Origin of the sequence: Chryseolinea serpens, from assembly GCF_900129725.1 — a bacterium.
Lineage (GTDB): Bacteria > Bacteroidota > Bacteroidia > Cytophagales > Cyclobacteriaceae > Chryseolinea > Chryseolinea serpens.
In genome coordinates this window covers 1,997,952-2,024,034 of record NZ_FQWQ01000001.1, presented here as the reverse complement: position 1 = coordinate 2,024,034, position 26,083 = coordinate 1,997,952, and the positions used below count along the sequence as shown (strand labels likewise).

At 51.2% G+C, this 26,083-nt stretch carries 20 protein-coding genes and 1 riboswitch; of the genes, 12 read left to right on the top strand and 8 right to left on the bottom strand.

Annotation, left to right across the window (positions count from 1 at the left end; all coding sequences use genetic code 11):
- Nucleotides 1–157 precede the first annotated feature (157 nt).
- Nucleotides 158–1,888 carry an amidohydrolase family protein gene (locus BUB30_RS07910; RefSeq protein WP_143164811.1) on the top strand — a complete coding sequence of 577 codons (1,731 nt, stop codon included), beginning with the start codon at nt 158–160 and terminating at the stop codon, nt 1,886–1,888.
- Between the two features lie 36 nt (nt 1,889–1,924).
- Here BUB30_RS07910 and BUB30_RS07905 read toward each other — a convergent pair whose 3' ends face one another.
- The 3 genes from BUB30_RS07905 to BUB30_RS07895 form a co-directional block, all read right to left on the bottom strand.
- Nucleotides 1,925–3,541 (bottom strand): DUF5597 domain-containing protein, encoded by a 1,617-nt coding sequence (locus BUB30_RS07905; RefSeq protein WP_073132548.1) that lies wholly within the window; start codon nt 3,539–3,541, stop codon nt 1,925–1,927.
- A 100-nt stretch (nt 3,542–3,641) separates the two neighbouring features.
- Entirely contained in the window at nt 3,642–3,989 is a 348-nt protein-coding gene (locus tag BUB30_RS07900) for a RidA family protein (protein WP_245804044.1), read from the bottom strand.
- Between the two features lie 263 nt (nt 3,990–4,252).
- Complete coding sequence (locus BUB30_RS07895) at nt 4,253–4,624, bottom strand: winged helix-turn-helix transcriptional regulator (RefSeq protein WP_073134959.1); 372 nt, start codon at nt 4,622–4,624, stop codon at nt 4,253–4,255.
- 119 nt (nt 4,625–4,743) lie between these two features.
- Here BUB30_RS07895 and BUB30_RS07890 point away from each other — a divergent pair, with 119 nt between their 5' ends.
- Nucleotides 4,744–5,628 carry a PhzF family phenazine biosynthesis protein gene (locus BUB30_RS07890; protein ID WP_143164810.1) on the top strand — a complete coding sequence of 295 codons (885 nt, stop codon included), beginning with the start codon at nt 4,744–4,746 and terminating at the stop codon, nt 5,626–5,628.
- Between the two features lie 59 nt (nt 5,629–5,687).
- On the opposite strand, the gene BUB30_RS07885 is transcribed toward BUB30_RS07890, so the two are convergent.
- From BUB30_RS07885 to BUB30_RS07875, 3 genes are all read right to left on the bottom strand, one after another.
- Nucleotides 5,688–6,410, bottom strand: a complete 723-nt coding sequence (locus BUB30_RS07885; protein ID WP_178377047.1) for a class I SAM-dependent methyltransferase — start codon at nt 6,408–6,410, stop codon at nt 5,688–5,690.
- Nucleotides 6,411–6,499: 89 nt separating this feature from the next.
- Entirely contained in the window at nt 6,500–7,102 is a 603-nt protein-coding gene (locus tag BUB30_RS07880; RefSeq protein ID WP_073132542.1) for a Crp/Fnr family transcriptional regulator, read from the bottom strand.
- Nucleotides 7,103–7,243: 141 nt separating this feature from the next.
- Nucleotides 7,244–7,837 carry a hypothetical protein gene (locus BUB30_RS07875; protein ID WP_221408670.1) on the bottom strand — a complete coding sequence of 198 codons (594 nt, stop codon included), beginning with the start codon at nt 7,835–7,837 and terminating at the stop codon, nt 7,244–7,246.
- Between the two features lie 195 nt (nt 7,838–8,032).
- Nucleotides 8,033–8,139, top strand: a riboswitch (SAM riboswitch).
- 249 nt (nt 8,140–8,388) lie between these two features.
- On the opposite strand from BUB30_RS07875, the gene BUB30_RS07870 reads away from it, so the two are divergent.
- The 6 genes from BUB30_RS07870 to BUB30_RS07845 all read left to right on the top strand — a co-directional run bounded on the left by BUB30_RS07870 (nt 8,389) and on the right by BUB30_RS07845 (nt 19,515).
- Complete coding sequence (locus tag BUB30_RS07870; protein ID WP_143164809.1) at nt 8,389–10,674, top strand: sulfatase-like hydrolase/transferase; 2,286 nt, start codon at nt 8,389–8,391, stop codon at nt 10,672–10,674.
- Between the two features lie 38 nt (nt 10,675–10,712).
- A complete protein-coding gene (locus BUB30_RS07865; protein WP_143164808.1) occupies nt 10,713–13,046 on the top strand; it encodes an arylsulfatase in 2,334 nt (777 codons plus the stop codon).
- 56 nt (nt 13,047–13,102) lie between these two features.
- On the top strand, nt 13,103–14,128 hold the full coding sequence (locus BUB30_RS07860; protein WP_221408669.1) for a glycoside hydrolase family protein: 1,026 nt from the start codon (nt 13,103–13,105) through the stop codon (nt 14,126–14,128).
- Nucleotides 14,129–14,144: 16 nt separating this feature from the next.
- Entirely contained in the window at nt 14,145–15,404 is a 1,260-nt protein-coding gene (locus BUB30_RS07855; protein ID WP_073132540.1) for a hypothetical protein, read from the top strand.
- An 88-nt stretch (nt 15,405–15,492) separates the two neighbouring features.
- Nucleotides 15,493–18,264, top strand: coding sequence for a carboxypeptidase-like regulatory domain-containing protein (locus BUB30_RS07850; RefSeq protein WP_073132538.1), 2,772 nt, complete (start codon nt 15,493–15,495; stop codon nt 18,262–18,264).
- A gap of 228 nt (nt 18,265–18,492) precedes the next feature.
- Entirely contained in the window at nt 18,493–19,515 is a 1,023-nt protein-coding gene (locus tag BUB30_RS07845; RefSeq protein ID WP_073132536.1) for a DUF4097 family beta strand repeat-containing protein, read from the top strand.
- A 126-nt stretch (nt 19,516–19,641) separates the two neighbouring features.
- Here the strand turns inward: BUB30_RS07845 and BUB30_RS07840 are convergent, their stop codons facing one another.
- Complete coding sequence (locus BUB30_RS07840; protein ID WP_073132534.1) at nt 19,642–20,190, bottom strand: carboxymuconolactone decarboxylase family protein; 549 nt, start codon at nt 20,188–20,190, stop codon at nt 19,642–19,644.
- Between the two features lie 92 nt (nt 20,191–20,282).
- Complete coding sequence (locus BUB30_RS07835; RefSeq protein ID WP_073132532.1) at nt 20,283–20,765, bottom strand: MarR family winged helix-turn-helix transcriptional regulator; 483 nt, start codon at nt 20,763–20,765, stop codon at nt 20,283–20,285.
- Nucleotides 20,766–20,865: 100 nt separating this feature from the next.
- Between BUB30_RS07835 and BUB30_RS07830 the strand changes: the two genes are divergently transcribed.
- The 4 genes from BUB30_RS07830 (at nt 20,866) to BUB30_RS07815 (ending at nt 26,059) form a co-directional block, all read left to right on the top strand.
- Nucleotides 20,866–21,906, top strand: coding sequence for an HlyD family secretion protein (locus BUB30_RS07830; protein WP_073132530.1), 1,041 nt, complete (start codon nt 20,866–20,868; stop codon nt 21,904–21,906).
- Between the two features lie 56 nt (nt 21,907–21,962).
- The gene (locus BUB30_RS07825; protein ID WP_073132528.1) at nt 21,963–23,543 is read left to right on the top strand and encodes a DHA2 family efflux MFS transporter permease subunit; all 1,581 of its coding nucleotides are present in this window, start codon (nt 21,963–21,965) and stop codon (nt 23,541–23,543) included.
- A gap of 20 nt (nt 23,544–23,563) precedes the next feature.
- The gene (locus tag BUB30_RS07820) at nt 23,564–24,841 is read left to right on the top strand and encodes a TolC family protein (protein WP_073132526.1); all 1,278 of its coding nucleotides are present in this window, start codon (nt 23,564–23,566) and stop codon (nt 24,839–24,841) included.
- A 135-nt stretch (nt 24,842–24,976) separates the two neighbouring features.
- Nucleotides 24,977–26,059: a hypothetical protein gene (locus tag BUB30_RS07815; protein ID WP_073132524.1), complete on the top strand. Its 1,083-nt coding sequence runs from the start codon at nt 24,977–24,979 to the stop codon at nt 26,057–26,059.
- Nucleotides 26,060–26,083: the final 24 nt, after the last annotated feature.

Genomic DNA, 26,083 nt, shown 5'->3' with positions numbered 1-26,083 from the left:
TTGCAAAATTGTAGATGAATCTCTACATTAATTTCGGATTAAGAGAGCCCATCGATCCACCATACCTGCTTGAATGAGTGGGTATGGTGAATGGATGGGTTTTTCTTTTTTGTTGTGCGTCAAGTGGAATCTACAAGTTCAAAAAAACGAATAATGTATGGCGCCCGACCCTCAACCTCCGCTTACGAATTGTCACACACACATTTTCACTGGCAGACATGTGCCTCCCTATCTCGGTAAAACGTACTTGCCGCTGGGACTGGCCTATGTCCTCACCATCCCCTTTATTGTCGGCATATTTCGTTTCTGGTTTATCGATCGTTTCAAATGGATCCCCGTTCCGGTTTACAATGCACTGGTCAGAAGATGCCAGTTGATCAAGATCTTCATAGCCCGTAATCGGATTGTCCACACCCTGGTCCTCATCGTGGGCACGTTCATTAGCGTCAACGTGTTCCTTATTTTATTTCAGTGGCTCGGCTTTTTATTTCCGGTTGACCCTTCTGGGGAGACCTCGTTTATTGATAAGGTCAGACTTTGGATGGGCAGCCACCATATTCTTCTCGCGGATAAAAGTACCGGCGTGCAGATCCTCCTGATCCTCATCGTTGTGATCTTTTTCCAAACGGGGAGAAACCTGATATTTTTTGTGCTGAAGCATTTCTTTAAAATTTTTGGCCTGCTTCCCGGCAAGCAAACGTTTGCCTATTTGTCGAGGTATTTAAATATTGGACGCTTTGCTTTTTATAAAGACCAAAGCGACATTTTTAGTAAGCTGGTACACCAATACCCCATGGACACGCGCTTTGTCATCCTTCCGATGGATATGGAATTCATCGATGCGGGCAAGCCGAAAGAACCCTATCGCCAGCAAATGGAAGCCCTGGGCAAGATCAAGGCCAATCATCCGTCGACCGTGTTGCCGTTTATCTTTATCGACCCCAGGCGAATCGAAAAGCAGCCTGACTTTTTTGTCTACAGCCTGGACAACAAAGGCGACGTGGTGCTGGAAGATTGTGACGTGAAAAGATACCTCGACCAGGGTTTTTGCGGGTTCAAGATCTATCCGGCGCTGGGATATTATCCTTTTGAAGAACAGCTCCTTCCGGTTTGGAAATATGCCGTGCAGAAGGATTTGCCGATCATGACGCATTGTATTCGCGGCACCATTTTTTATCGCGGAGCAAAAAAGCGCGCGTGGGACTTTCATCCCTTTTTCGAGGATGGCAGGGGAGAGCCGCTTCTCCTGCCACAGAAGAAAAATGTGGATTTCACCCCCAACTTCACCCACCCCCTGAACTACCTTGTGCTGCTAAAGGAATTCTTGTTGAGGAGGGCCGTGAGCAGGGCAACGGACAAGAGAATTAAGATGATGTTTGGTTTTACCAATGAAGCGTCGCCACTTCAAAAGGACTTAGAGGCACTTAAACTTTGTTTCGGCCATTTTGGTGGGGACGACGAATGGGAAAAATATTTTGAGGCCGACCGTGATCAATACTCGCCGGCCATTCTTCACCAGCCGTTCGGTATCGATTTTCTGAAAAACGCGGACGGCATTTTTTCGCATGCAAAAATTGCCGATATCTGGCAACACACCGACTGGTATTCGATCGTCTGTAGCATCATGCTTCAACACCCCCGCGTATACAGCGACATCAGTTATATACTTCATCAAGCCTTTGTCTTTCCTTTGTTGAACGACACGCTGAACCGGCTGCCGATTCCGCCCTGCACTACCAAATTGGCGGACAGAGTTTTGTATGGAACCGATTTTTACGTGGTACGAAATCACAATTCCGAAAAACAACTCTTTGCCCAACTGAGGAATAACTTGTCGGTAGACGAAGTAGACCAGATCACCCGGATCAATCCCGCGTTATATGTTTGAGAACGATGCTCATCCAATCGCGAGAAACTTCTGTTGCTAATTTTCAAAATTGGCCCGGATGGGACCTTGCGCCGATGACTTCACTTTCTTGAGGCGGATCTTCAACACAGTGCCTCTGGGCGTAAGGGTGGAGTGGTAGGTTTCATCGCCGTTCCAGAGACGTTCGCGAACCCACTTATCGCCTTCGTAATAGCCTTCTTCCACCAGCACGTATTCTGCTTTGGAAAAACCCGAGCCATATTTGGGTCTGAACCTGAATTTTGCGTCGAACCCTGCGATCAGAAATTCATTGGGGCTGAGTTGTCCGATGAGGGCGCGGCCGCTTCGGATGGCCCTGTCTTTATAGGTGGGATACCCGAAGTCGAACAACACATCGAACTCGTCGAACCGGACGAGCTGTTCATAAAGACCATCTTCTTCGCCGACAGCTTTTAGTTTGTTTTGTTCCTGGAGGGATAATACTGTGCTGGAGACTTTCGAAAGCAGCTTATAGTTGTTGGCGATGTCCGAGAATCGTTCATCCAGTTTATCCAGGCTGCGTTTGTCGTTCGGGTCGGCGTGAAAGGGATCGATCCCATAGACCGCCAGGCCCTTCGCATGGTAGTTGCCGATGGCATAAAAATGAAATCGTGCGTAGGCGACGCGGTTGGCGGTCTCTGGAATGAAGAGCATGTTGTCGTCGCGGTCGTATTTTTCGCACAGATCGATAAAGACGTTCGGGTTGGAGATGTAGATATCGGGCGATAGAAAATCAAGGGCAGGGGCTGCGATCTTCCACACACCGATCATGTTGGTGGTGGGCCCACCGCTGGGATACTCGCCGGGGGTGTGGAACAAATGTTCCCGTCCCCAGGCGTTGGCATACATGGGGAGGTTGTAGATGGCTTTTCCGGCTTCGGCGATCTCATTGATATAGGATGAGATATACCAGGCGTTGAATGTTTCGGCGGCGGCGATCCCAAAGAGGTCGCTCCATTTTCCCGTTTGTTTTTTGAGACCGGTCGCGAGTTTGTCGGGCACCTTGCCGTCGAACAGTTTATTGGCGGCCTCCGAGTAGTCGCGATCGGTGTTCAGTGAACCCGACTCATTCTCCACCTGCACCATGATCACCGTTTGACTTTCGCTGTCCGTTTCTTTGACGTGTTTCATCAGGGCCGTAAAAGCCCGCTTGTCAGCTTCCAGGTTGACGCGCGACACCGGCGAAAGGACCTGGATCTCCTCGCCATAACCATTTTTCATCAACGGGTATTTCTCCGAATGCTCGAGCACCCAGGGCGGCGCGTAGGTGGAGCTTCCGTTTTTGTAAGATGCAAACCAAAGGAGAACAAGCTTGAGTTTTTCCTTCCGGGCATTCAGGAGGAGGTTGTCGAGTTCTTTAAAATTGTACACGCCCGGTTCGGGTTCTATGTTCTGCCAGTAGACCGGAGCCTCGAGTGTGTTGCAGTTGAGTTCTCTCAGCTGGGTCCAGAATTTGTCCGTCACCGAAGGCCAGGCGCTGCTGTTCCACAGTTGGGCGCCCAGCACCAAAAAGGGTTTGCCATCCACCAGCAATTGATAGCGCCCGTTTTGCTTCACCACCTTGGGAAGTTCCCGGGCGAGGGAAAATGTCAGCGTGCACGCCAGCGCAACGGTCAGGGTTATGAGCTTCTTCATCAGGGGAGATTTTCTTCGCTATGTCGATGTACCTGGCCACCGATGTGGTCAGAACATGTTAATGGATGCGGCCTATGACGCCATCGCCCCGGACCATCCTTCACTTGTCTTTTTTGAACGCAACCGCTTCAATTTCCACTAAATAATCAGGATTTGCTAAACCGGCCACAACAATTCCGGAGATGACGGGCGGATTCTTCAATTTTTTTAAAAACCCCTGGGCCCCTTCAAAACCTTTCCGCACGTCCTGACCTTGCACAATATAAATGGTCAGTTTAAACAAGTCATCCAAACCGGCGTGAACCGATTTTAGAGCGACCTCAATGTTCTTCAAAATATATTCGGTCTGCAACGCGATGTTACCCTTCCCGATGATTTCCAGATCTTTTGTAATGGCGTTTTGCCCACCAATATAAATGGTACTGCCATTTCCTTTTGTAACGGCCACCTGGCTGAAAGCAGGATTTTTCAACATTTCTTCCGGGTTTAAAAATTCTATGCTTGCGTTCATAGTTTAATTGTTTTAGTGAGTTTGTTTACATCATAACTGATAACTACCAACAAACCGCCCCCGCTTATGTTTGATGAACATCCTGCAAAAAGATCAATTTCACACGGTCTGTGGGATGACAAACGACAAGCGGCGCGTCAGACCCGCAAACCTAACATAACTGTATGCCGCGAAGATTGTTTAAGAGAGAGATACAAATTCTAGGAGAGCCTTAATCTCTGCCGGTGATTCAATCCCCATTGCACCAGCACTTCATTCACCGGCAAAACACTCAGACCATATTCGGTAATGGAATAACTCACACTCACCGGCCGGGTATCCAATACCGTCCGGGTGACGAGCAGGTTTATTTCCAGGTCGCGCAACTCCTTCGCCAGCATCTTGGACGAGATCCCTTCCACCTCGCGCTGGATCTTTTTAAAGGTATTCGTTTCGGAGGCGTGGTTATTCAGGTGGCGCATGATTCTCAGTTTCCACTTTCCGCCCAATATTTCGAGGCTGTCGATGATCGCCGCCAGTTCCTGTTCACACGTTGCTTCTTGTATTTTTCCGTTATTGTTTATGGTGGCCATAGGCATGATGGTTACGTCGGGGTAACCGGTTACTTCAAGTTAACCCATAAAGATAATAAATGATTGTTCTTTAATTTTGGTGTAGTATTGGCGTCATGGAACGGCATAAAACCACGGATATGAAAAAATTAGATTATTATGTTTTGGATGTATTTGCCGATCAGAAATATAAAGGCAATCAACTTTCAGTAGTATACAGCGATGAAGACCTAACGCTCAGCCAATACCACGACATCGCCAGGGAATTTGGGTATTCCGAAACATCGTTCATACGCCATTCATTAAAAGAGAATGCCCTGGTGGTTCGCTCTTTTACACCGGCAGAATTTGAGGTGATCGGTGCCGGGCATAATCTTTTGGGGGCCGTGTGTCTGGCTTTATTAAAGGGTTGGGATATTTTTAAGAACCAGCAGGGAAGTCCGTACGTCATGATCAAGGACACCCGGATCCCGGTCAGGATTACCGAGGAGGCCGGTCTTCCCTACGTTGCCATGAAACAGGCACCAGCCCAAGTCATCCGCACGGTGCCCGCCGACGTGATGGCTAGAGCTGTTGGGTTAACCCCTGATGATCTGGATTTGAACGGCTGGCAGATCAACGTTGTACAAACAGAGGTCGCCCACCTGATGGTCCCGGTAAAGGACCAGGATGTTTTGCAAAAGGCAGTTTCCAACAAATCGCTTTTAAAAGAGACCTCCCAAAAATATGGTTTCGAAGGTTGTTACCTCTTCACTACAAACCAACCCAATCCAGAGTTTCTCGCCGAAGCAAGATTCTTCAATCCCGGCATCGGGATCGATGAAGACCCTGCAACGGGCACAGCCGCCGGCCCATTGGCAGGCTACCTGGAAGAACTCGGCCACATAAAAAAAGATAAGGACTACCGGATTCTCCAGGGAACAGCCGTAAAGCATCCTTCCTCCATTCGTGTGAACGTTTCAAGTGATGGCATTTGGGTGAGTGGGTCTTCGGTCATTGTTATGGAGGGAACACTGTATTTATAGTCCTGAGTCGTTCGTCCTTAGCCCTGAGTACCAACGACGCAGGACTAAGGACGCCGGACTCAGTTCTTCACCGCTTTAATGATGGTCAAAGGCTGGTAGGTATTTAGATAGAATGTTCCGACTTTTTCCGTGGTCATTCCCAGTTCCTGGAATGCCGCTTTGTATTCGCCATGGTGTACGATGTCTGAGATAATGGCAACGCCTCCTTTTTTTAGAATGCGATGAATTTCCCTGCAGGCTGTTTTTCGATTTTCTTTGTCGCCCACATTGTGTAAGCACAAATTGCTGAGGACCACGTCGAAGTGATTATTTTGAAAACTGGTCTGGAGGATGTTCTCCTCTTTCAGTTCAATTTTGTTGGCTACATTTTCCAGCACGGCATTTTTACTCGCCTTCGTGAAAGAGTTTTCGGACAGATCGTCCTTATTCCAGATATCGATGCCGATGGAATTGCCGCTGGTCAATCGTTTGGCGGCTCCGATCATGAGAAGCCCAAGACCGGTTCCTACGTCCAGTACGGTTTCATGGCCTTTCCAATGGACCAGGTTTAATATCCTGTCGCGGTGCGCAAACTTTCCTTTCCAGGCATACAAAAGCATCAGCACCCCTTCGGCCAAACAGAGGGAGCCCAGGCAAAAGGTCAAAGCGAAAGTGTTGACCGTCACTTGGCCAATTTGGAATCTTGGAAAGGCCAGGGCCGTCGCATAAAAAATAACAACAAACAGAAATAAATTCCGGACAAACTTCGGTCCGTCGATTCCATAATTTATTTGCTTCATCATAGTCTTGTTTTCTTTTTTTTGATTTGCGTCAAAACTATGGAGGAGGGGGAAAGAAAACATTGACAAATGATAAAAAACGCTTAGCCGAATTATTTCCGGGCTTTCAAACGGCTCAACGATTCCTGGGTGATGCCCAGGAAGGAAGCGACTTGTTTATTGGACAATCGCAAAACGATTTGTGGCATTCGCTCCAGCAGATCTCTATAGCGTTCCTTCGCCGTCATACTCAGCATGGTCTCGAGCCGCCAGGTGCTAATGACCTGGGCTTGCTCCAGAGAATGTAAATAGAGCTTTGAAAACGTTGCATGGTGGTTGACAAGACTAAAGAAGTCGCTCTGTTTTATTTTTAGCAGTTTCGAATTCTCCAGGGTTTGCACATTTTCGAGGGACGGTGTCTGTGTAATGAAACTGGAGAATGCACTGACAAAATTGTTTTCGAAGGCGATGTAGCGGGTGTTTTCTTCGCCTTTCCGGTTTGTGAAAAAAGTCCTGACGCAACCTTGACAAATAAAATAGGCGTACTCGCAGATTTGATTCTGTTGGTGAAGGGTGGTGTTCTTTTTTACATCCACAAACTGAAATTTGTTAAAGACATGGCGGCTGTCGCGGTCGGGGAAGGAGTAGTGGTTGACTAGAAATTGATGCAAGATCTGAAAATTCTCGTCCAGCAAGGGGTCGCCATTTTTTGTCATTTTCAAAGGTAAGAAGAAAGGATGGGTAGCGTCAAAATGAGTTACAGTTGGGGAAGGTTTTCTCGTGCACAGAAAAATACATTGAACCGCCTCTCCTTGCTCGCCGAAGCTTCAGGGAAGGTGAGGCGGTTCAAACGGTATTTAACGGCGCATATACATAAACCAGTTCCATTCCCAAGTCTTCCCATCCTCCGACGTGGCCTGGCTCCAAACGGGGTTGCTGGCATCGCGGGCGTCCCAGCGATAGACGGTGAAAGAGGTTTTGCCATCGTAGTTATCTTTCGAGAAGAAGTGACCGACCTTGTTCTCAAAGGAACCCACCACAGGCGGCAAGCCCAGGACACCAAAATTGGAATCTGCCCAATAGATGCTCCACAACCGGGTTTGTGGATTGAACAACCTCAAGGTCATGCCTTCGAAAGGTTTGCCGTTGCGCTCAGCGATAAAGTTGTCAACATTGCCGATGCCCCGGAGAATAATGTGCATCTCTTGCGTGGACTCGAATTCCGTCCATTCGGTCGTGTTGTCGGGTTTCTTTTTCAACAGCCGGTTGTGGATTTTCCAATTCCCCGCAAAAAAATCGAAGTCATTTTTCGACGACGTTGCAGAAGGGGAGAGGAGCAACTCTCCTTTGGGGTCGAAGGCCAAAGGGGGCACGGGCAAATCGGCATTTTTGGGTTGGGCTTTTCCCGCATAGCCGAGCAGTAGCAGGAGTGCGAGGGGAATGAATTTCATAGGGGTTGAGTTTTGGTGGTTCGGAATAACTTTACCGTTATTACGTATTTTGACCGTAAAAGTATTACCGCCAAATGGGTCAAAGTTTGCCGCTTATGTTGATAAAATACTTTTATCAACAATTTCTTGGTATTTCCGAAACGATATCATTTCTTTGTCTATCGATTATATAGACAATCAATTCCCACCAGATTGATTTTATACCGAAGAAGGGAGAGAATGGGCTCGACGATCTTCTAGCAACCTGTCGCCACCAGGATAAGGTGCTAACTCCTACCAATGATCAATTGGAGCTATAAAATTTTTAAGCAACATGAAAATGAAAATGTTTTCCAAGGACCCCCTTGGCCCCGGCGCAATCGTGAAAAAAATGACGGATAGGCTCCGTTGTTGTTGTTGCTAAATCCGCTCTACTACCGTCTCCATTCGCTTTAATGCATTTCCCCGGATGAGGCTTGTCTCTGCATAGCCTGAGCGTGGCATCGCTTTGCCTTTAGTTTTCCGGGAATAGTGAGTCTCCTACACCTGATCTAAAATAAACGAACATCAACATGAACATGAAGAATATCGCTGCGACGGGTTTTGCCATCGTCATCACCGGTTTGGCAGCGTGGGCACAGCACGATCCGCTTCAGCCCTTCCAGGGAAAGATTGGACGGACTTTGGATGAATCCGAACAATGGTATCCCCCCCGCGTGAAGGCTGCAGCAGGTGCACCCAACGTGGTATGGATCCTGCTGGACGATGTGGGATTTGGGGCCACGTCGACCTTTGGCGGTCTCATTGAAACACCTACGTTCGATAAACTCGCGGGCAACGGGCTTCGCTACACAAATTTTCATACTGCCGGAATTTGCAGTCCCACCCGCGCCGCGTTGCTCACCGGGCGAAATGCACACAGCGTTGCCATGGGGCATCATGCGGAATTGGGGATCGGTGCGCCGGGATACTATGGCGACATTCCATTCGAAGCCGGAACGGTGGCCGAGATCTTCCGGGAGAATGGATACAACACCTATGCCCTGGGCAAATGGCACGGCAATCGCCCCATCGACCTCACCGCTGCCGGGCCTTTCAACCGTTACCCTACCGGCCGCGGCTTTGATCACTTCTATGGATTTTTAGGTGGCGCCACAGACCAATGGCATCCCGTGTTGGTGGAAGAGAACAACGCCATCGACATCGAGCCAAACACGAAGCACCTGAACGAACTGCTGGTGGACAAAGCCATTTCCTATGTGGCCAATCAAAAATCGGCGAATGCCGAAAAACCTTTCTTCTTGTACCTGGCCACGGGAGCCACGCACGCCCCACACCAGGTGGCCCCGGAGTGGAGTGATACATATAAAGGGAAGTTCGATGGCGGTTGGGACAAGTATCGCGAAGACGTTTTTAAACGTCAGCAAGCCTTGGGGATCCTTCCCAAGGGAACAAAGCTCCCGCCGCGCCAGCAAAACCTGAAGGCCTGGGACACGCTGAGTCCCGACGAAAAGAAAGTGTTTGCCCGCTTCTTCGAGGTCTATGCCGGATTTTTATCCTACACCGATCATGAGATCGGCCGCTTTGTGAATTATCTCGAGCAGATCGGCGAGTTGGACAACACGTTGATCTTCGTGGTCATTGGTGACAACGGTGGAAGCAAGGAGGGATCGTATACGGGCACCACGGGTGCATCCGTGACATCGAAAGGACATGACATTCCTTTTTTGGTGAGTCAATACGACAAACTGGGAACGGAATTTACAAACGAGAATTATCCGCTGGGCTGGTCGCAAGCCGCCAACACCCCTTTCCGGTATTGGAAGAGCGATGTGAATGCCGAGGGTGCTACACATAATCCGCTGATCATTCATTATCCGAAAGGCATTCGCGAGAAAGGTGGCATCCGCACACAGTACGGCCATGTCGTCGACATTTTGCCGACAACGACCGACCTTGCCGGTCTAAAGATCCCAACCGAAATCAACGGCTACCCGCAGATGCCCCTCCACGGCACCAGCCTGGCGTATACGCTCACCGATGCCGCCGCGCCAAGCCGGCACACGCTACAATACTACGAGCTCCACGGCGGCCGGGCCATCTACAAGGACGGCTGGAAAGCGTCGGTCTATCACCCGCGCAATGTGTTTGGCGAAGCGCCGACCGACGACATTCACTTCAACCCTGCGCCGTTCGACAAAGACAAATGGGAGCTTTACAACCTGAACGAAGACTGGAACGAGACCAATGACCTTGCCGCCAGGAATCCGCAGAAGCTGGAAGCGTTGAAAGCGCTCTTCGACCAGGAGGCAAAAAAATACAACGTCTACCCTTTAAAAAATTTCCGCGCGGGAATGGCTGCGCCTGAAATAAAATCCAAATCGATCATCCTGGAAGGCACGACGGTGAAGACCCGGATCAACATCGGCAAAGGCCCGGTCACGATCACGGCGAACATCGAATTGACGCGCGATAAAAATGAAGGGGTGGTATTTGCCAGTGGTGGATTGACGGGTGGCACAAGCTTATTCTTCCAGGGCAACACCTTGTATTATCTACTCAACGACGGCGTCGCCGAAACCGTCATCACTGCTTCCAAGGTGCTCTCCAAAGGCAAGCACACGGTTACCGTGGAGTATCTCGCAGGCAACGTCGTATCGCTTTCGGTAGATGGTCAACCCGTGGGCAAACAAACCGTGGAGGGCGGCGTGAAGTACATCGCGTCGTTTGGATCCGATGGCGTTAGCGTAGGCAAAGACCTGAACTCGCCGGTGACGAAGCGCTATGCGGGCCCCCATCCGTTCACGGGTGTTGTGAAAAGTGTCGTCGTGGAGCAGGCGGCGGAGAAAACGCTTTGAGATCATCCTAAACCAACCTTACAAAATTTGAATACGCTATGATAAAAATAGATAATCGTTTGCGCGGCGTGCTGATGAAGCCCGTACGTTTTTTAGTCGTCACATTCGTGTTGGGTGCCTGCCACTCGGGCAACGTCACCGATCCCGCGGCGAAGACTCCGTCCACGGACGAATTCAAAGGAAAAATTGCCAAGACCTTTGCCGAGTCTACGGAGTGGTGGCCGGAGAAAAAACAGGCGCCGAAGGACGCACCCAACGTTGTCTACTTCCTCATCGACGATGCCGGGTATGGAACGTCCAGCGCTTTTGGCGGCCTGATGGAAACGCCGACGTTGGACAGCCTCGCCAACCACGGTCTGCGCTACACCAACTTTCACAGCACGGCCATTTGCTCGCCGACGCGCGCAGCCTTGCTGACGGGACGCAATTCACACTCGGTACACATGGGCCTGTTCCCCGTAACGGCCACGGGCTTCCCAGGCTATGATGGCATTCTGCCCGCCGACAAAGCCGCCATTCCCCAGATCCTGCGTGAAAACAACTACAACACCTACGCCGTAGGAAAATATCATCTTACGCCCATCAACGAGATCACGCCGGTGGGACCGTTCGATCGCTGGCCACTGGGCATCGGGTTCGATCATTTCTACGGATGGCATCTGGGCCACACCGACCAATTCCATCCGAATCTATACGAGGACAACAACGTGATCGATGTGGAGCCCAACCACAAACACGTCACCACCTTGCTGGCCGACAAAGCCATCAAGTACATTGCCAATCAACGGTCGCTGGCTCCGGAGAAACCGTTCTTCCTCTACTTTGCCACGGGCGCCACGCACTCGCCGCACCAGGTGGAGAAGTCGTGGAGCGATCCCTACAAGGGCAAGTTCGACAAGGGTTGGGATTGGTATCGTGAGGAAGTTTTACAACGCCAGAAGAAGCTGGGGGTAGTGCCCGCGAATGCCGAGCTCCCCGAACGCAACCCGAAAGTGCCGGCATGGGATAGCCTTTCGGCCGACGAGAAAAAAGTATATGCCCGCTACATGGAAGTTTATGCGGGCTTCATGACCCATGCCGATCACGAACTGGGTCGCGTGGTGAACTACCTGAAAGAAATTGGCGAACTCGACAACACTGTCATCATTGCCATTGTGGGCGACAACGGGTCGAGTCCCAGCACCCAACACGGCAGCCTAAACCCGTACATCAGCGGGCTGGAGTCCGACAAGCAGGTAGCGGAAGCGTTGAAGAACATCGACAAGTTTGGCACCGAGCAATCCTTTTCCGATGCGCCCTATGGCTGGACGCAAGCCACCAACACACCGTTCCGCCAATGGAAGGCCGATGCCAACTCCGAAGGTGGAACGCACAACGGGCTGATCCTTTTCTATCCCAGGAAGATCAAGACCCCGGGCATCCGGAATCAGTACGGTCACGTGAACGACATCGCGCCGACCACGGTAGAGCTGGTGGGTGCCGTTGTGCCGGAGACCATCAAGGGTGTGAAACAAAAACCGTTTGAAGGAACCAGCCTGGTGTATTCCATCGACGACGCCAACGCACCGTCGCGTCACACGGTCCAGTACTATGAGATCAAAGGTAAACGTGCCATCTATAAAGACGGCTGGAAGGCTTCCGTCTATCACGTGCCGGGAACGGACTTCGCGCAGGATGTATGGGAACTGCACAACCTCACGGAAGACTTCAACGAGCGCCATGACCTGGCCGCAAAAAATCCGGAGAAGTTGAAAGAGCTCCAGGACGCATTCGACACCGAAGCCTATAAATACAACGTCTATCCGTTGAACGACGGGGCGAAGAGCGGCACGCGGGCGCGTAGTGCGTTCGGGAAAAAAGATAAGATCGTTCTCTACAATGGCGTGGATCAACTGCTCAATTTCAGCGGCCCTCAATTTCTCGAGCAGTCATTTGCGATCACGGCCGATGTGGACCTGTCGACAGCCAAGGATCAAGGTGTCCTGTTTGCAACTGGTGGAGCCTTCGATGGATTGAGCCTGTTTGTGAAGGACGGCAAATTCCAGGTGGCCCATAATACGGGGTCAAAGATCGCGCACCTCGAATCAAAGCAGACATTACCTGCAGGCAAGGTGAAACTGAGATTTGAGTTGACCTATGTTGCCCCGCCGGAAAAAAGCGCGAACACCGCTCCCGCAGGATCGGAAGCCATCTTCGTCAACGACACCAAAGTGGCCGAACGGGAAATCACGGTCGCCGATATCAAATACATCGCGTCCTACAAAGACGGCATCGATGTGGGGGCGGACCTGAACTCGCCCGTGTCGGATCGCTACAAGGTGCCGTTCCGTTTCACCGGCAAGCTGAAGAGCGTTACCATTGAATATAAATAAAACACGTGGGAGGGGATCCATGCCGCATGGCATTGGATCCTTTCTTTTCTAAGACTATGAAGAAAATAACTTCCATCCTTTTTATCGCGTCCATGATTTGGGAGGTGGGTGCCGTCGCTCAGGACATCTCCTTCGAGCGCTTTCCTGTCAATCCCATCATCCACGAAGGCTTGTTGCCCAAGCTGGAAGGCGACAACATCAATGGCCCCTCGCTGATCAAAGTTCCGGACTGGGTCACGAACAAGTTGGGCAAATACTATTTGTATTTTGCGCATCACAAAGGAAAGTACATTCGCCTGGCCTATGCGGATGATTTGAAAGGCCCCTGGAAAATTTATCAACCGGGCACGTTGCAGTTGGAGGATTGCATCTGCAAAAACGCCCCTGTAGGAACCGGCGAAAGCGTTCGTCACCAGGGTGCGGAAAATTCGGACGACAATGTTCAACATGTGGCTTCACCCGATGTGCTCATCGATTCCCTCGGCAAACAGATCGTTCTGTACTATCATTGCCCGCAGGTGATGAACGGCGTGAAGGGACAGTACACCCTGCGGGCGGTGTCGTCGGATGGTCTTCGATTCAAATCAGACGACGTGTTGTTGGGCGAATCCTACTTTCGCGTGTTCCAATGGAACGGTTCGTATTATGCCATCGGTAGATCCAGCCATATATACCGGTCGAAAGACGGCCGCACGCCCTTTGAAAAAGGTCCGAATCCTTTTTTGAAAGTCCAGAATCCATCCACCCTCCGTCATGCTGCTGTGAAGGTCGTGGGCAACACGTTGTGGGTGTTCTATTCGCGCGTGGGGGATGAGCCGGAAAGAATTTTGCTGTCGAAAATCCCTTTACAAGCGGATTGGAATGGATGGACGCCTACGTCACCCATCACGGTAGCGGAATCAAAAGAAGCCTACGAGGGTGGCGACTTGCCCATTGAAAAATCGAAAGCGGGATTGTACTATGGCAAAGCGCACCAGCTTCGCGATCCTTACCTGTTTGAGGAGAACGACAAATGGTACTTGCTCTACTCCGTTGCCGGTGAGCACGGTCTGGCTATCGGCGAACTAAAGTTGAAGAAATAAACAAAACGAATTCTTTATGAAACGCATTTTTCTTTTTATGGGATTATGGGCCACTGCTTCGGCATTCGCTCAACCTAATCCCGCGGCATCCGCTTTCGAGGGCAGCAAACTTTTCGGCACGGTGACCCGCTATGTTTCGCTCGGCGAACACCGCACCGGCACGCCCACCGACTTCGCCACCTCCGAGTGGTTGGGCAAGGAACTGGCGGCATCGGGCTACACGGTGAAGTACTACGAGTTTTCATTGAAGCAATTTTTTCCCGAGGTCGTGCGGGTGACCGATTCAAAAAAACGTGCGCTCGAAGCTTTTCCGTTTTGGTATGTCAGCGACAGCATCAAGCTCGACGTGGAAGGAGCGTTGACGGCGCAAGCCACCAGCGTGAAAGATAAGATCGTGGTGGTGAACTTCACCTCCGATCAACCGGGACAAAGCGGTCAGCAACTCCTGGAGAAATTGAGCGGGTTAATTGCGGCCGGAGCGAAGGCTATTATCGGCTACACAGAAAGTGAAGCAGGAGAAATTGCGGCCCTCAATGCGCCCAAAGCAGCCCGACCCTGGAAGGCACCGATCGTCCTGGTGTCGCCGGGCGATGCCAGGCAGTTGTTAGCGCAGGAGGGACAGACCGTCAAGGTCACCCTCAAGGGAACGTTCAAGCAGGTGACCGCGCGCAATGTTTATGGCACCATTGGAAATGGAGATCAATACGTTGTGGTCTCGACGCCGATCAGCGGATGGTTTGGTTGTGGTGGTGAACGCGGACCGGGTGTTGCTACCTGGCTGGCCCTGGCGCAGTGGGCAGCGGCAAAGAAATTGCCCTACACATTTGTATTCACCGGCAACTCGGGCCACGAGCTCGGCGGTTGGGGAGCGAAGGCATTTCTCGACGGTGGCGCCCCGCCGGTGGACAAAACAAAATTGTGGGTCCATCTCGGCGCCGGCATTGCAACGCTGGCATGGAAGGCCACGCCATCGGGATTGGTCAAAGAAGACAAAGTGGACGCCAACCGGAATTTTTTCTACAGTAGCGCTGTCGCGACGTCTTTCCAGGATGCCTTTAAAGATGTATCGGGCAATAAATGGCCGACGACACAACGCGCGGGCGGCGAATTGATCTACGTGATCGACAAAGGCTATCCGAACGTGGCCGGAGCAGCCTATAGCCATCCCTACTTTCACATGAAGCGTGATGACGCTTCGAAAACATCGCCGGCCATTTTGGAAGAAGTGGCGGTTGCGTTTCGGAATTTTATTGAGAACCAGGTCCGGCCTCAATAGGAAACCGGCCTGTCATCACACGGGTCTGCGAGCAGCTTGCGCCGCAGTCGGCAGCAATGTATATTTAGTGGTCTAACCTAAACCACCCATGCGCTCGCCGTTGTGGAGCTTGCTGCTCGTAATTTTTCTTACCCACGGCGCTTCAGCCCAATCCCTCTCTGGAAAAGTGGTGGATTCCAGATCACAGGCACCCATCGCCTTCGTCAGCGTTTTTCTGAACAACACGACCCTGGGCACGGTCACCGACAGTGCGGGAAACTTCCAGCTGAGGGCCATCAAACAACCGGGTAGTTATGAGCTCATTTTTTCCTTTGTGGGCTACCAGACCTACAAGACGAAGATCACCGTTGCCGGCGAAGACATCGCTCTCAGGCAAACCGCGCTGGTGCCTTCGGAACAGATGCTGGCCGAGGTGCAAGTGTCGGCAGGGCATGACAAGGCCTGGGAAAAAGATCTTAAGAAATTCAAAAAAATATTTTTGGGTGAAGACAAACTGGCGGCCTCGTGTTCCATTTTGAATCCCTGGGTGATCGATTTTCCGGAAGACAAATCGGGGAAGAAATTTTTGGCAACGGCCTCGGCGCCGATCGAACTCGACAACCAGGGCATGGGCTACAAACTGAAATTTTACCTGACCAGCTTTTGGTCCGAGGGCGGAGCCTATGCCATTGTGGGCAACGTCCAGTTTATCGTCTTACAGAGTGGCGACGAGAAGGTGAACAAGAAATGGCAACTTAATCGCGCACGAGCCTACGATCACTCCGACCACCATCTTTTTAAATCCATGATCGATCACCGCATTGCCGGCGAGGGTTTTGAGTTGTATGAAGAACGCGAGGGCTACCGCGGCACGACGACGCGTTCGGCCGACTTTAAAACCGAACTGGGAAAATCCGTTGCCTACTATGACACCACCAAGCTGGTGTCTGCCGACAAGCCCGGGTTTTATCGCATCGCATTGAATGGAAGAACGGAGATCCACTACACGAAAGACAAAGCAACGACACGCACCTACCAGGACGTGGCCGGAAAGGTGAGTTGGATGACCCTGAAAAAGAAGTACGTCGTGGTGAACCGGGAAGGCTACCCGCTGGTGCCCACCGACGTGATCGTGAGCGGCGAGATGAGCTATAACCGGGTGGCCGACATGTTGCCCATCGACTTCAGACCGGATGCTGCCGCGCCGAAGGCAGGGACAGTAGAAGAGGATGACCTTCCCGCACCGGAACAGATCTATGTACAAACGGACAAACCCTATTACTATCCGGGCGAGACGGTCTGGTTTAAAGGTTATGTGAATTATCCAGCGTCGGTCGTACAGGATAGTGCGAGTCGCACGGTGTATGTCGAGTTGATCGACAAGACAACCAAGTCGGTTGTCTGCGGCAAAATTTGTGAAATTGTTGATCGCGGGTTTCAAAACAACATTCATCTTCAGGACACCCTGGACTCGCAAGTGTATCATCTCCGGGCCTATACAAACTACAACCGGAATTTTGGCGACGACAATCTTTATGAAAGAACCCTGCCGGTGCTGAATAGCCTGGAGCGCGCAGTTTCGCAGCACCAGGAAGAGGCGGTCATGAAGCATCAGATGCTTATCGTGGAGGCGGACAAGTCTTTCTACAAACCCCGTGAGAAAATCAGTCTGAAGATCGTGGCGACCGATGAAGACGAGACGCCATGGCTTGCCAATCTTTCTGTGTCGGTGGTGGATTCCGCACAGGTTGCTGATGTAAAACTGAACGATAACATTGTCGAGACCTTTTCAGCCCGTGAGAACAAAAAAGGGCTGCGGTTCCAAAAAAGATTTGTCACCGAACGTGGCATCACCTTTTCGGGACTCTTTTTAAACGACCAGGGGCGTGCCGAAGAGGCCGATCTGAATATTTTTCAGTTGAGACCAAAAGGTTTTGCCGCGGCGCATGCCGACGCCAAGGGTTTCTTTTCGGTCGCCGATCTATATTTTTATGACACAGCGATATTCACGGTCAACAGTCAGCGGCCCGGCGGAAAATTATTTGGGAAGGCCATCCTGATCCAGCGGGAGCCGGCGAAGATCACTTCCACAAATAATACAAAACACCTGTCGACCACAGCATCAAACACCCCACAACGAATTTTTCCGGAATATGAAGCGCCACAGCCCAAACTCTTGACGACCATCGAAGTGAAAGGTGACAAAACAAACCCTGCGCAATTTGACCGGAGCCGGCGTCCGTATGGCAAGCCTGACCATGTCTTGTTGGCGAAAGATATCAATGCCAGCTATGGTAATCTATTGCAAACCCTCCCTGGAAAATTTCCCGGGTTGGTGGTGCGCGAAATGGCCAGTGAGGGGGAGGGGCTGCGTTGGGTTGTGTATATACAGCGCCAAATATCGCTCAAGATGCCCGCCGAAGTGTTGGTGACCGTAGACGATGCGATCATGAGCGGCCGGCCGGCGAATATCATCTCCGCGATCGATCCTGCCACCATCGAGTCGATCGAGTTGAAAGAAGGTGCCGCCAACTTGTTTGGTTCCGTGGGCGGCAGCGGTATACTGGCTTTTTACACCAAGCACGGCACCGTCCAGGAACAGCTCAAGAAAAATGTTCCCGTTCTAAAAGTCCCCGGATACTCCTATGCCGACATTTTCGCGTCGCCCGACTACGAGCGCGATCAGCCCGCTGAAAAGAAAACCGATCGGCGGTCTACACTATATTGGAACCCCACCGTGGAAACCGATGCCACGACAGGCGAAGCGACCGTTTCTTTTTTCGCTGCCGATCAACCGGGTATGTACGTCATTACCATCGAAGGCATTACGCAAAAGGGTGTGCCGGTTCGTTGTGTTTCGACCGTCAGGGTGAAAAATTAGGAGCGCCTCCGGAATCGCGTGCAACCTTTTAGATCTGCTGAAAGTCTTTAGACCAACATCTCCAACCTAATCCAACGACACTGTCCGGATTCGCTCATTGGACTTTGAAAATGGACATTGGAAGAACGTCACCATCCCCACAGCGCCGTTGAGGGCTGTTTTGAGCGTGGCATATGGATTGGATTGGGATGGACGGACCGGATCAACTAAACACCTTATTTTATAACCATGAAAAAAATGCTCACCCTTTTTGTCGCGCTAACCGTTTGGACGGCCAGCCTGGCGCAAGATAGCCCCTACATGACGAAATCTTTGTCGAATGATGCGGTGAACGATGTTTATGCCCGGACGTCCGGCGGCGGCATTGCCGTTTCGGGAGTTAGTGTCAGTGAAACACGCATTGAAGTATACATCACGGGAAACAACAACCGGAACACGCTTTCCAAAGAGGAGATCAAAAAAAGATTGGAAGACTACAACCTCGATGTGTCGGTTTCAGGCCATAAAGTTACGGCCGTTGCCGAACCGAAACACAACAACATGAATTGGAAACAAGGGCTGAATATTTCTTTCAAGATCTACGTTCCTCAAAATGTTTCCACCGACCTCAACACCAGCGGCGGTGGTATTGACCTCACCAATTTGTCGGGCACGCATAATTTTTCAACCAGTGGTGGCGGGCTTGAACTCAAAAAACTCACGGGAACTGTCCGCGGCAAAACATCGGGCGGCGGCATCAACCTGACCGACTCGGGTGGCGACATCGTGCTGTCTACCAGTGGCGGCGGCATCGACGTAGATGATTGCAGCGGTCAGATCCGGTTGAATACTTCAGGAGGAGGAATCGATCTGAACCGGTTGGATGGCACTATCGAAGCCGAAACCAGCGGCGGGCCTGTGCGCGGCGACAACATCAAAGGCCAACTCACGGCCCACACGTCCGGCGGGGGCGTAACGTTGCGTGCCCTGGCTTGCAGTGTCGATGCTTCTACCAGCGGCGGCAACATGGAAGTGGAGATCAGCCAACTGGGCAAGTTTGTTACGGTTTCGAACTCAGGGGGAAATGTTAACCTGTCGCTACCGGGCAACCAAGGTCTCAACCTGAAGCTGCGGGGCAATAAGATCAAGACCAACAACCTCAGCAACTTCACCGGAGAAATGGACGAAGACAACATCAATGGAAAGATCAATGGCGGCGGCGTTCCGGTGAATGTTCAGACCAGTGGGAACGTTACGTTGGCTATTCGATAACCATCACGAATTATTGCGGGCCCCGGCCTGAAAGGCGAGGGCTAAAGCCCTGCTGAAACGGGAGTCGATAACCCCGGCCTAAAGGCCGGGGTTATTCATTAATATACATTCAACTTGACCCGCCCTCTACTTTTTCAAAGGAGCCACAGTATAGCCGGTTTCGGCTGCTTGTTGGGCGCGGCCGATATAAAAGTCCCGGTCTTGTGGGGCCCACGTATCCAATCCATCGACGTAACGGTTGAACATGCAGAAGGCTGCGGCAATCAACACGGTGTCGTGCACTTCGCGTTCGGTTGCCCCGGCATGATAAGCCTCTTGTACCGAGGCAGGTGTCACACTTTTGCCGCTTTGTTGAACCTGGGAAGCAATCGCCAGCAACGCCTTCATCTTTTCCGATAGGTTTGACGATTGAAAATTTTCTTTCAAGTCGTCCATCGCCTTTGTGTCGCATTGCAGATAATGTTGTGCCACGGCGCCGTGCGCTTGCTCACAAAAGAAACAATTGTTCCGGGCCGAGACAACCGTGGCGATAAGCTCGCGTTCTCCTCGGGTAAGCGAGTTTTCGCCACGCATCAAAAGTTCCGTGAATTCACTCAACGGTTTGGCCACATCCGGCCGGAGCGACAGGGGACCGCGTATGCCGGGTATTCCTTCGGGTATGGTTATATGAGGCATGGGTGTTAATTAATGTTCACCATTAAATATAGGGGATTGTGAACAGAATAGAAGTATGATTGCGATGGGTAGGTCAGGGGAAACCGTAAAACTCACTTCCGGTGAAGAAGTTCCTGATCATTATACTCTATGATCTTTTTGAGGATTTCGGTAGCCTTATCAAAATCGGCCGCTTTGAACATGCCGCGGTACTCTTCCGTAAGACTGCAAATACTCAACCGTACCTTGATCACCAGCCGCTTGCCGCGGTCGGTCAGGGTGATCGTGGTGCTCCGCTTGTCGCGTGGATCTGCCTTTGCCTTAATGTACCCCAGCTTTTGCAGCTCTTGTGCCACTTTGCTCATCGCCTGCTTCGTCACCCGCGCATGGGATGCCAGTTCTGTGTTATTCGACCCTTCCGGCGAGATGTTCATTAAAACGGGCATATAGACCATCTTAAAGTCGTCAAACCCTTCTTTTGCCAGCGCTGCTGTCGCCCATTCGTTAAACTGATGCTTCAAAATGGAAATCAGTTTAACCCAATTGCCGGTCTTAACGTGCTCAGTTTCAATCAATTGTTTGTCCAGTGCGTTCATGTTGAAGTTTTCTGATACAAAAATACTAAAAAAACAATAGTCAACAAGGTTGACTTTAATGGTCAACTTGGTTTACCTTTAGGCCCACAATTGATACCCTATGGAAAACACATCTGCACCCGCAAAGAAAAAATTTGCTCCTTTTATCATCGCCTTCATCGTTTTGGTTTTGGCATTCTTTGGTGTCCGGACCTTGCTCCACAGTTGGAAGTACGAGAGTACGGACAACGCCCAGGTTGAGTCACGCTCCATCCCCGTCATTGCGCGGGTGGCCGGGTACATCGATTCATTGCGTGTGGATGACTATGGCAAGGTCGCTGCAGGCGAGGCGCTGATCACCATCGACCCGGAGGAACTGAGGCTTTCCCTGGTGCAGGCGCAGGCCGAGTTGCAGAACGCGCAGGCCGACATGGCCAATGCAAACGCGGCCTTGTTGAATGCTGCTGCCAATAAAAGAGTAGCCAGTGCCAATGCCGACGTTCAGCGTACACGCAAAGACAAAGCAACGACCGATCTCGCCCGCGATGAAGCGCTTTTCAAAGAAGGTGCCATCACACAAAAACAACTTGATGATAGTCGTTCTAACTACGAATCGACCAGCAAGCAATACACTGCGAATGCAGAGCAAGTGAACTATGCGGCTACGCAAGTGTCGATCGCTCAGGCACAGATCCAGAAAATAAATGCGCTGATCGAAACCCGCAAAGCGGCTGTCGATCAGGCAAAGCTGAAGTTGTCGTATTGCAACATCAAAGCCCCGGCCACCGGCCGCATTGGCAAGCTGAGCCTGGAAGTCGGACAATACGTTCAGCCCGGACAAACCCTGTTTACGATCGTGAACGACGAAAAGTATTGGATCGTCGCGAACTTCAAGGAGACACAAATCGAAAAAATGAAAGAAGGCCAGGAAGTGGAGATCACACTCGATGGCTACCGCGACACGCCGATCAAGGGAAAAGTTTTGTCCTTCAGTCTGGCTACCGGCGCAAAGTTCTCGTTGTTGCCCCCCGATAACTCAACGGGAAACTTTGTCAAAGTAACCCAACGCGTTCCGGTCAAGATCGAAATTGATAAAGCGGAGGACTATAAGAATATTCTGAAAGCAGGGCTGAGTGTGGATGTTGAAGTGAAGGTTGACTAGTACCCGATGTTGAACTTGGATTAGAACGGACATTTCAGATAAAACAGATACAAACCATGTCGAATCAGGTTACCGGTTTTGCGAGGACTATTATTGTCATCACGACGATCTCGGCTGCGATCATGGAACTGATCGATACGTCGATTGTCAATGTGGCGTTGGCGGACATCAGCGGAAACCTTGGCGCTACCATTGAGGACACCGCCTGGGTGATCACCGCCTATGCCATCGCGAACGTGATCATTATTCCACTGACGGGATTTTTTGCCAAGCTCTTTGGAAGAAAGCGATATTATTTAGGGTCAATTATTTTGTTCACAATAGCGTCGTGGTTGTGCGGGCAGGCCGGAAGTCTGGAGATGCTGGTGATCTGGCGTTTTGTCCAGGGCATCGGTGGCGGTGCATTGCTCTCCACATCGCAGGGAATTTTATTTGACGCATTTCCACCGGAGAAACGGGCGATTGCAGGCGGTATGTTTGGCATGGGGATCGTGCTGGGTCCAACGATCGGTCCGATCCTGGGAGGGATCATCGTTGAAAATTATCATTGGTCACTGATCTTTAACATTAACATCCCTTTCGGGATTGCAGCATCGTTGCTGACCATGCGCTTCGTCACCGAAACGGATGAAGAAAAAGATCCAAACCGGGTGAAACCAAAAATTGATTTCGCTGGAATTGCCATGCTGGCCGTCGGCATCGGCAGCCTGCAATATGTTTTGGAACGCGGACAATCCGACGACTGGTTTACCGACAACACCATTGTCATCATGACCGCACTGGCCGCCGGCGGATTGATCGCTTTTATCTGGCGACAGCTCACGATTGCAAATCCCATGATCCAGTTGAGTTTGTTAAAGAACCGGAACCTCGCCGCCAGCAACATTCTGACCTTCGCGGTGGGGTTTGGTTTGTTTGGGTCCGTATTTATTTTCCCGGTGCTGGTGCAGCGTGTCCTGGGGTATACACCTACCGACGCAGGACTGGGACTGGTGCCGAGTGCGATGGTGGCTATTTTCATCATGCCGATCATTGGCAAGACACTTTCGTCAGGCACACCGCCGCTGGTGTATGTGATCATTGGGTTTACCTGTTTTATCCTTCACGGCTACACGTCGGCGATGGCGAGTCCCGATGCAGGGCTGGCATTCTTTTTCTGGCCGCAGATCTTCCGCGGTTTTGGAACGGCGTGTTTGATGGTGCCCCTGATCAATCAGGCGGTCGTTGGTTTAACGCCTCAGCAAATGCCTTCGGGTATTGCGCTCACCAACATGATCCGTCAGCTTGGCGGCGCGTTTGGAATTGCCGTGATGAACACCCACATCACCAACCGGTTCGCCTTGCACCGGAACGACCTCGTGAGCAACCTGCAGCCCAACGACCCCATCATGATCCAGCGGCTGGCGCAGACAAAAGCCGGACTGATCCAGGGTGGCGTTGATCCCGTCACCGCGGTCGAGGGAAGTTACAAGATCCTCGACCTCGCGATCGTGAAACAGAGTTACCTGATGGCGTACCTCGACGGATTCATTTTGATCTCGTTGTTTTTTGTTTGCGCGATCCCGTTTTTATTCATGCTGAGAACCCAGAAGATGGACAAGTCCACGCTTCAGAAAGTACAAGAAGAAAGTCATTAAGCTTTTTTATACCACACCTTATGAGAAAAGTAATTATTGCTGTTTTTATTTTTGCTTCCGGCGCCACTTTCGGACAAGCCAATTCCGAATTAAGCGGAATGATCCGGCATTCGCTGAATTATTTTCCGAGTGTCCAGGAATTGAATGCCTCTGAAAGCATCACATCGATGCGCGTGGACGTTGCCAAAAGTAATTATTTGCCCAACATCAATGGCAACGCGGTGTACAGCTATGTTAATCCCGTGGGGCAGGTGCAAATTCCGATCAGCGCGACAGAGAACAAGCTTTTACAATTCCAGCCACACGACAACTATAATTTCAATGTCGGGCTGAATCAGACCCTCTGGGATTTTGGCCGCACAAAAGCGCAGATCGAGAAAGCAAAGGCAGATGTGCTGGTGGCACATCAAAATACCGAAGCCGCAAGGTTTCAGGTGGCTTCCCAGGTGGCGACGATATATTATGCGATGATCTACCTGCGGAAGTCCATTGAAGTTCAGGATTCGGCCATTGCCTATTACCAAAACAACAAGAAAATGATCGAAGGCCGGATCCGGTCAGGCGACGCGCTTCAGATCGACCTTTCAACGATGGAAAATAATATTGACCAGGAAGAAAACCGGAAGGTAGAATTTCAACGTCAGTATGATCGTCAGGTCTCGTTGATGCGGTATACCACGGGTGAACCGGCGTCGCCTGCCGGGAAGGATTTTGATTTCACGTACGAGCCGGAAGGCGCCGACTTTAGCAACAATCCGAATGTCATTGCCGCTACCCAACGAATCGCAGCGGCCGAAGCAGATTTGAAATTATCTTCCAGCAACAGGCTTCCCAACCTCAGCCTCCAGGCAAACGCCGGATACAAAAACGCTTATCAGCCAAACATCGAAGAACTTCGTTTCAACGTGCTGGCCGGCGCTACCCTGGTGTTTCCCATCTTCCAGGGCGGGCGCGTGCGTCAGAACATTTCGATCGCCCGCAAGAGTGCTCAACTCAGCGAGATCTCAAGGAACAATACGATCTCGACGCTGCAAAAGGATCTGGAGTCCGTGCAAGCCGATATCAAGGCGTACGACCAACAGATAAAAAATTCCGAGGGCCAGATCACCGTGGCAAAGGAAACATCGCGTCTCACGCAGGTGCGCTACAAACAGGGAGTGGCGACTTACCTCGATTTGATCAACGCCAGCACGAATCTTCAGCGCGCCTTTTTGAGCCAGATCCAATATGAATACCAAAAGACGCTGGCCTTGGTTGAGCGTTGTCGGTTGATGGGGGTGAAGTTCTGGCAGGAATAGACCCTGTTTGGAGTGGAATGAAGTTGCCGGTCATTCATCGTTCATCGGCACATTGTCGCCAGATGTCGATTAGTCCGGCGTCGCGCACAATTACCCTGTACTTTAGGCGTATAGAGGTAAAACAAACAGAGATTTATGAACCTGATAAAAATGTTCTTATGGTGCGTCGCCATATTCTTGCTGGCCGCGGGATGCAGTACGGATGGCCTCAACAGTGACAGCAACAACGACACCAGCCTGGACCAGACCGTCGTTGACCTCGCGCAAACGTCGGGACAGTTGGCCAGCGGCACCAGTTTTGAAATTGTGGGGAGCAGCAGCGACAGCGCGGCCGCGATCAATTGCCGGCCCGGCCCCAACGGTCGCAGAGGCAACGGCCGGCACAATGGGATCCTGGATGGACTAAGTTTGCTTGCGCCAACGGATGAACTCCTGGCCATTGTCGATGCCGAAAGTGCCAGTGATTTCCGCGGCTTGCGGATTTCGAAGAGTGGGGGCGCAACCATTACCAACTACAACGCTGCCGGTGAAACCGTGAGCCTGCCCATTTCGGCGACCGATGGCCCGCAGGGATGCAGCTTCAGTGGACACCAATTTCCCGTCTACGATTCGCTGCTGGCCACCATTGCGAAAACTGTCATTGATTTTGGGAGTGGAGTGACCTTCAGACGCGATACGGTGAAAATTACCCGCTCCGGAAAAATAGTGATCACCCGCAGTGTGTCGGGCGCAACAAAAACGGAAGTGACCACCTTTGACAATTATAAAGTCAACGGCATTGGGATCGCGGGAACAAAGACGCGTGTCTCCACCTTTGATTCGTCCACGGGTTCCGGAACGTCAACTACCTCCGTAGCCGACGGCAAAATTACTCTGGCCGATGGAACGGTGGCCACGTGGACCTCGGAGAAATCAAGGGTCTCCGACATAACACTGGATGAAACCACGCTAAAACCCACCAGCGGAACAATCACCACCACGGTGGACGCAAAGGTCGTTACCACCGATGGCACCGTGATCTATTCGCACAAAACCAATGCACCACTGGTTGAAAATGTGGCTTGTGGAAATCGCCGCAGGGGTCCCGTGAGCGGAAAACTGGAGACGGTATACCGCACCGACACCGTGCAAGTGGATTTCGGCGACGGAACGTGTACCAATAAGACGATCACCATAACCTTTAATGGTGTGACATCAACAAAAACGATCGGTGAATAGGTTAGAGACATAGTGGGAACGGGT

Excerpts from the sequence above, each read along its gene's own strand:
- BUB30_RS07835 (WP_073132532.1), bottom strand. The coding sequence starts at position 20,765 with ATGAACGCACTGGACAAACAATTGATTGAAACTGAGCACGTTAAGACC.
- BUB30_RS07910 (WP_143164811.1), top strand. The coding sequence starts at position 158 with ATGGCGCCCGACCCTCAACCTCCGCTTACGAATTGTCACACACACATT.
- BUB30_RS07830 (WP_073132530.1), top strand. The coding sequence starts at position 20,866 with ATGGAAAACACATCTGCACCCGCAAAGAAAAAATTTGCTCCTTTTATC.
- BUB30_RS07815 (WP_073132524.1), top strand. The coding sequence starts at position 24,977 with ATGAACCTGATAAAAATGTTCTTATGGTGCGTCGCCATATTCTTGCTG.
- BUB30_RS07885 (WP_178377047.1), bottom strand. The coding sequence starts at position 6,410 with ATGATGAAGCAAATAAATTATGGAATCGACGGACCGAAGTTTGTCCGG.
- BUB30_RS07905 (WP_073132548.1), bottom strand. The coding sequence starts at position 3,541 with ATGAAGAAGCTCATAACCCTGACCGTTGCGCTGGCGTGCACGCTGACA.
- BUB30_RS07860 (WP_221408669.1), top strand. The coding sequence starts at position 13,103 with ATGAAGAAAATAACTTCCATCCTTTTTATCGCGTCCATGATTTGGGAG.
- BUB30_RS07895 (WP_073134959.1), bottom strand. The coding sequence starts at position 4,624 with ATGGCCACCATAAACAATAACGGAAAAATACAAGAAGCAACGTGTGAA.
- BUB30_RS07825 (WP_073132528.1), top strand. The coding sequence starts at position 21,963 with ATGTCGAATCAGGTTACCGGTTTTGCGAGGACTATTATTGTCATCACG.
- BUB30_RS07890 (WP_143164810.1), top strand. The coding sequence starts at position 4,744 with ATGAAAAAATTAGATTATTATGTTTTGGATGTATTTGCCGATCAGAAA.
- BUB30_RS07880 (WP_073132542.1), bottom strand. The coding sequence starts at position 7,102 with ATGACAAAAAATGGCGACCCCTTGCTGGACGAGAATTTTCAGATCTTG.
- BUB30_RS07865 (WP_143164808.1), top strand. The coding sequence starts at position 10,713 with ATGATAAAAATAGATAATCGTTTGCGCGGCGTGCTGATGAAGCCCGTA.
- BUB30_RS07820 (WP_073132526.1), top strand. The coding sequence starts at position 23,564 with ATGAGAAAAGTAATTATTGCTGTTTTTATTTTTGCTTCCGGCGCCACT.
- BUB30_RS07850 (WP_073132538.1), top strand. The coding sequence starts at position 15,493 with ATGCGCTCGCCGTTGTGGAGCTTGCTGCTCGTAATTTTTCTTACCCAC.
- BUB30_RS07840 (WP_073132534.1), bottom strand. The coding sequence starts at position 20,190 with ATGCCTCATATAACCATACCCGAAGGAATACCCGGCATACGCGGTCCC.
- BUB30_RS07870 (WP_143164809.1), top strand. The coding sequence starts at position 8,389 with ATGAACATGAAGAATATCGCTGCGACGGGTTTTGCCATCGTCATCACC.
- BUB30_RS07845 (WP_073132536.1), top strand. The coding sequence starts at position 18,493 with ATGAAAAAAATGCTCACCCTTTTTGTCGCGCTAACCGTTTGGACGGCC.
- BUB30_RS07855 (WP_073132540.1), top strand. The coding sequence starts at position 14,145 with ATGAAACGCATTTTTCTTTTTATGGGATTATGGGCCACTGCTTCGGCA.
- BUB30_RS07875 (WP_221408670.1), bottom strand. The coding sequence starts at position 7,837 with ATGAAATTCATTCCCCTCGCACTCCTGCTACTGCTCGGCTATGCGGGA.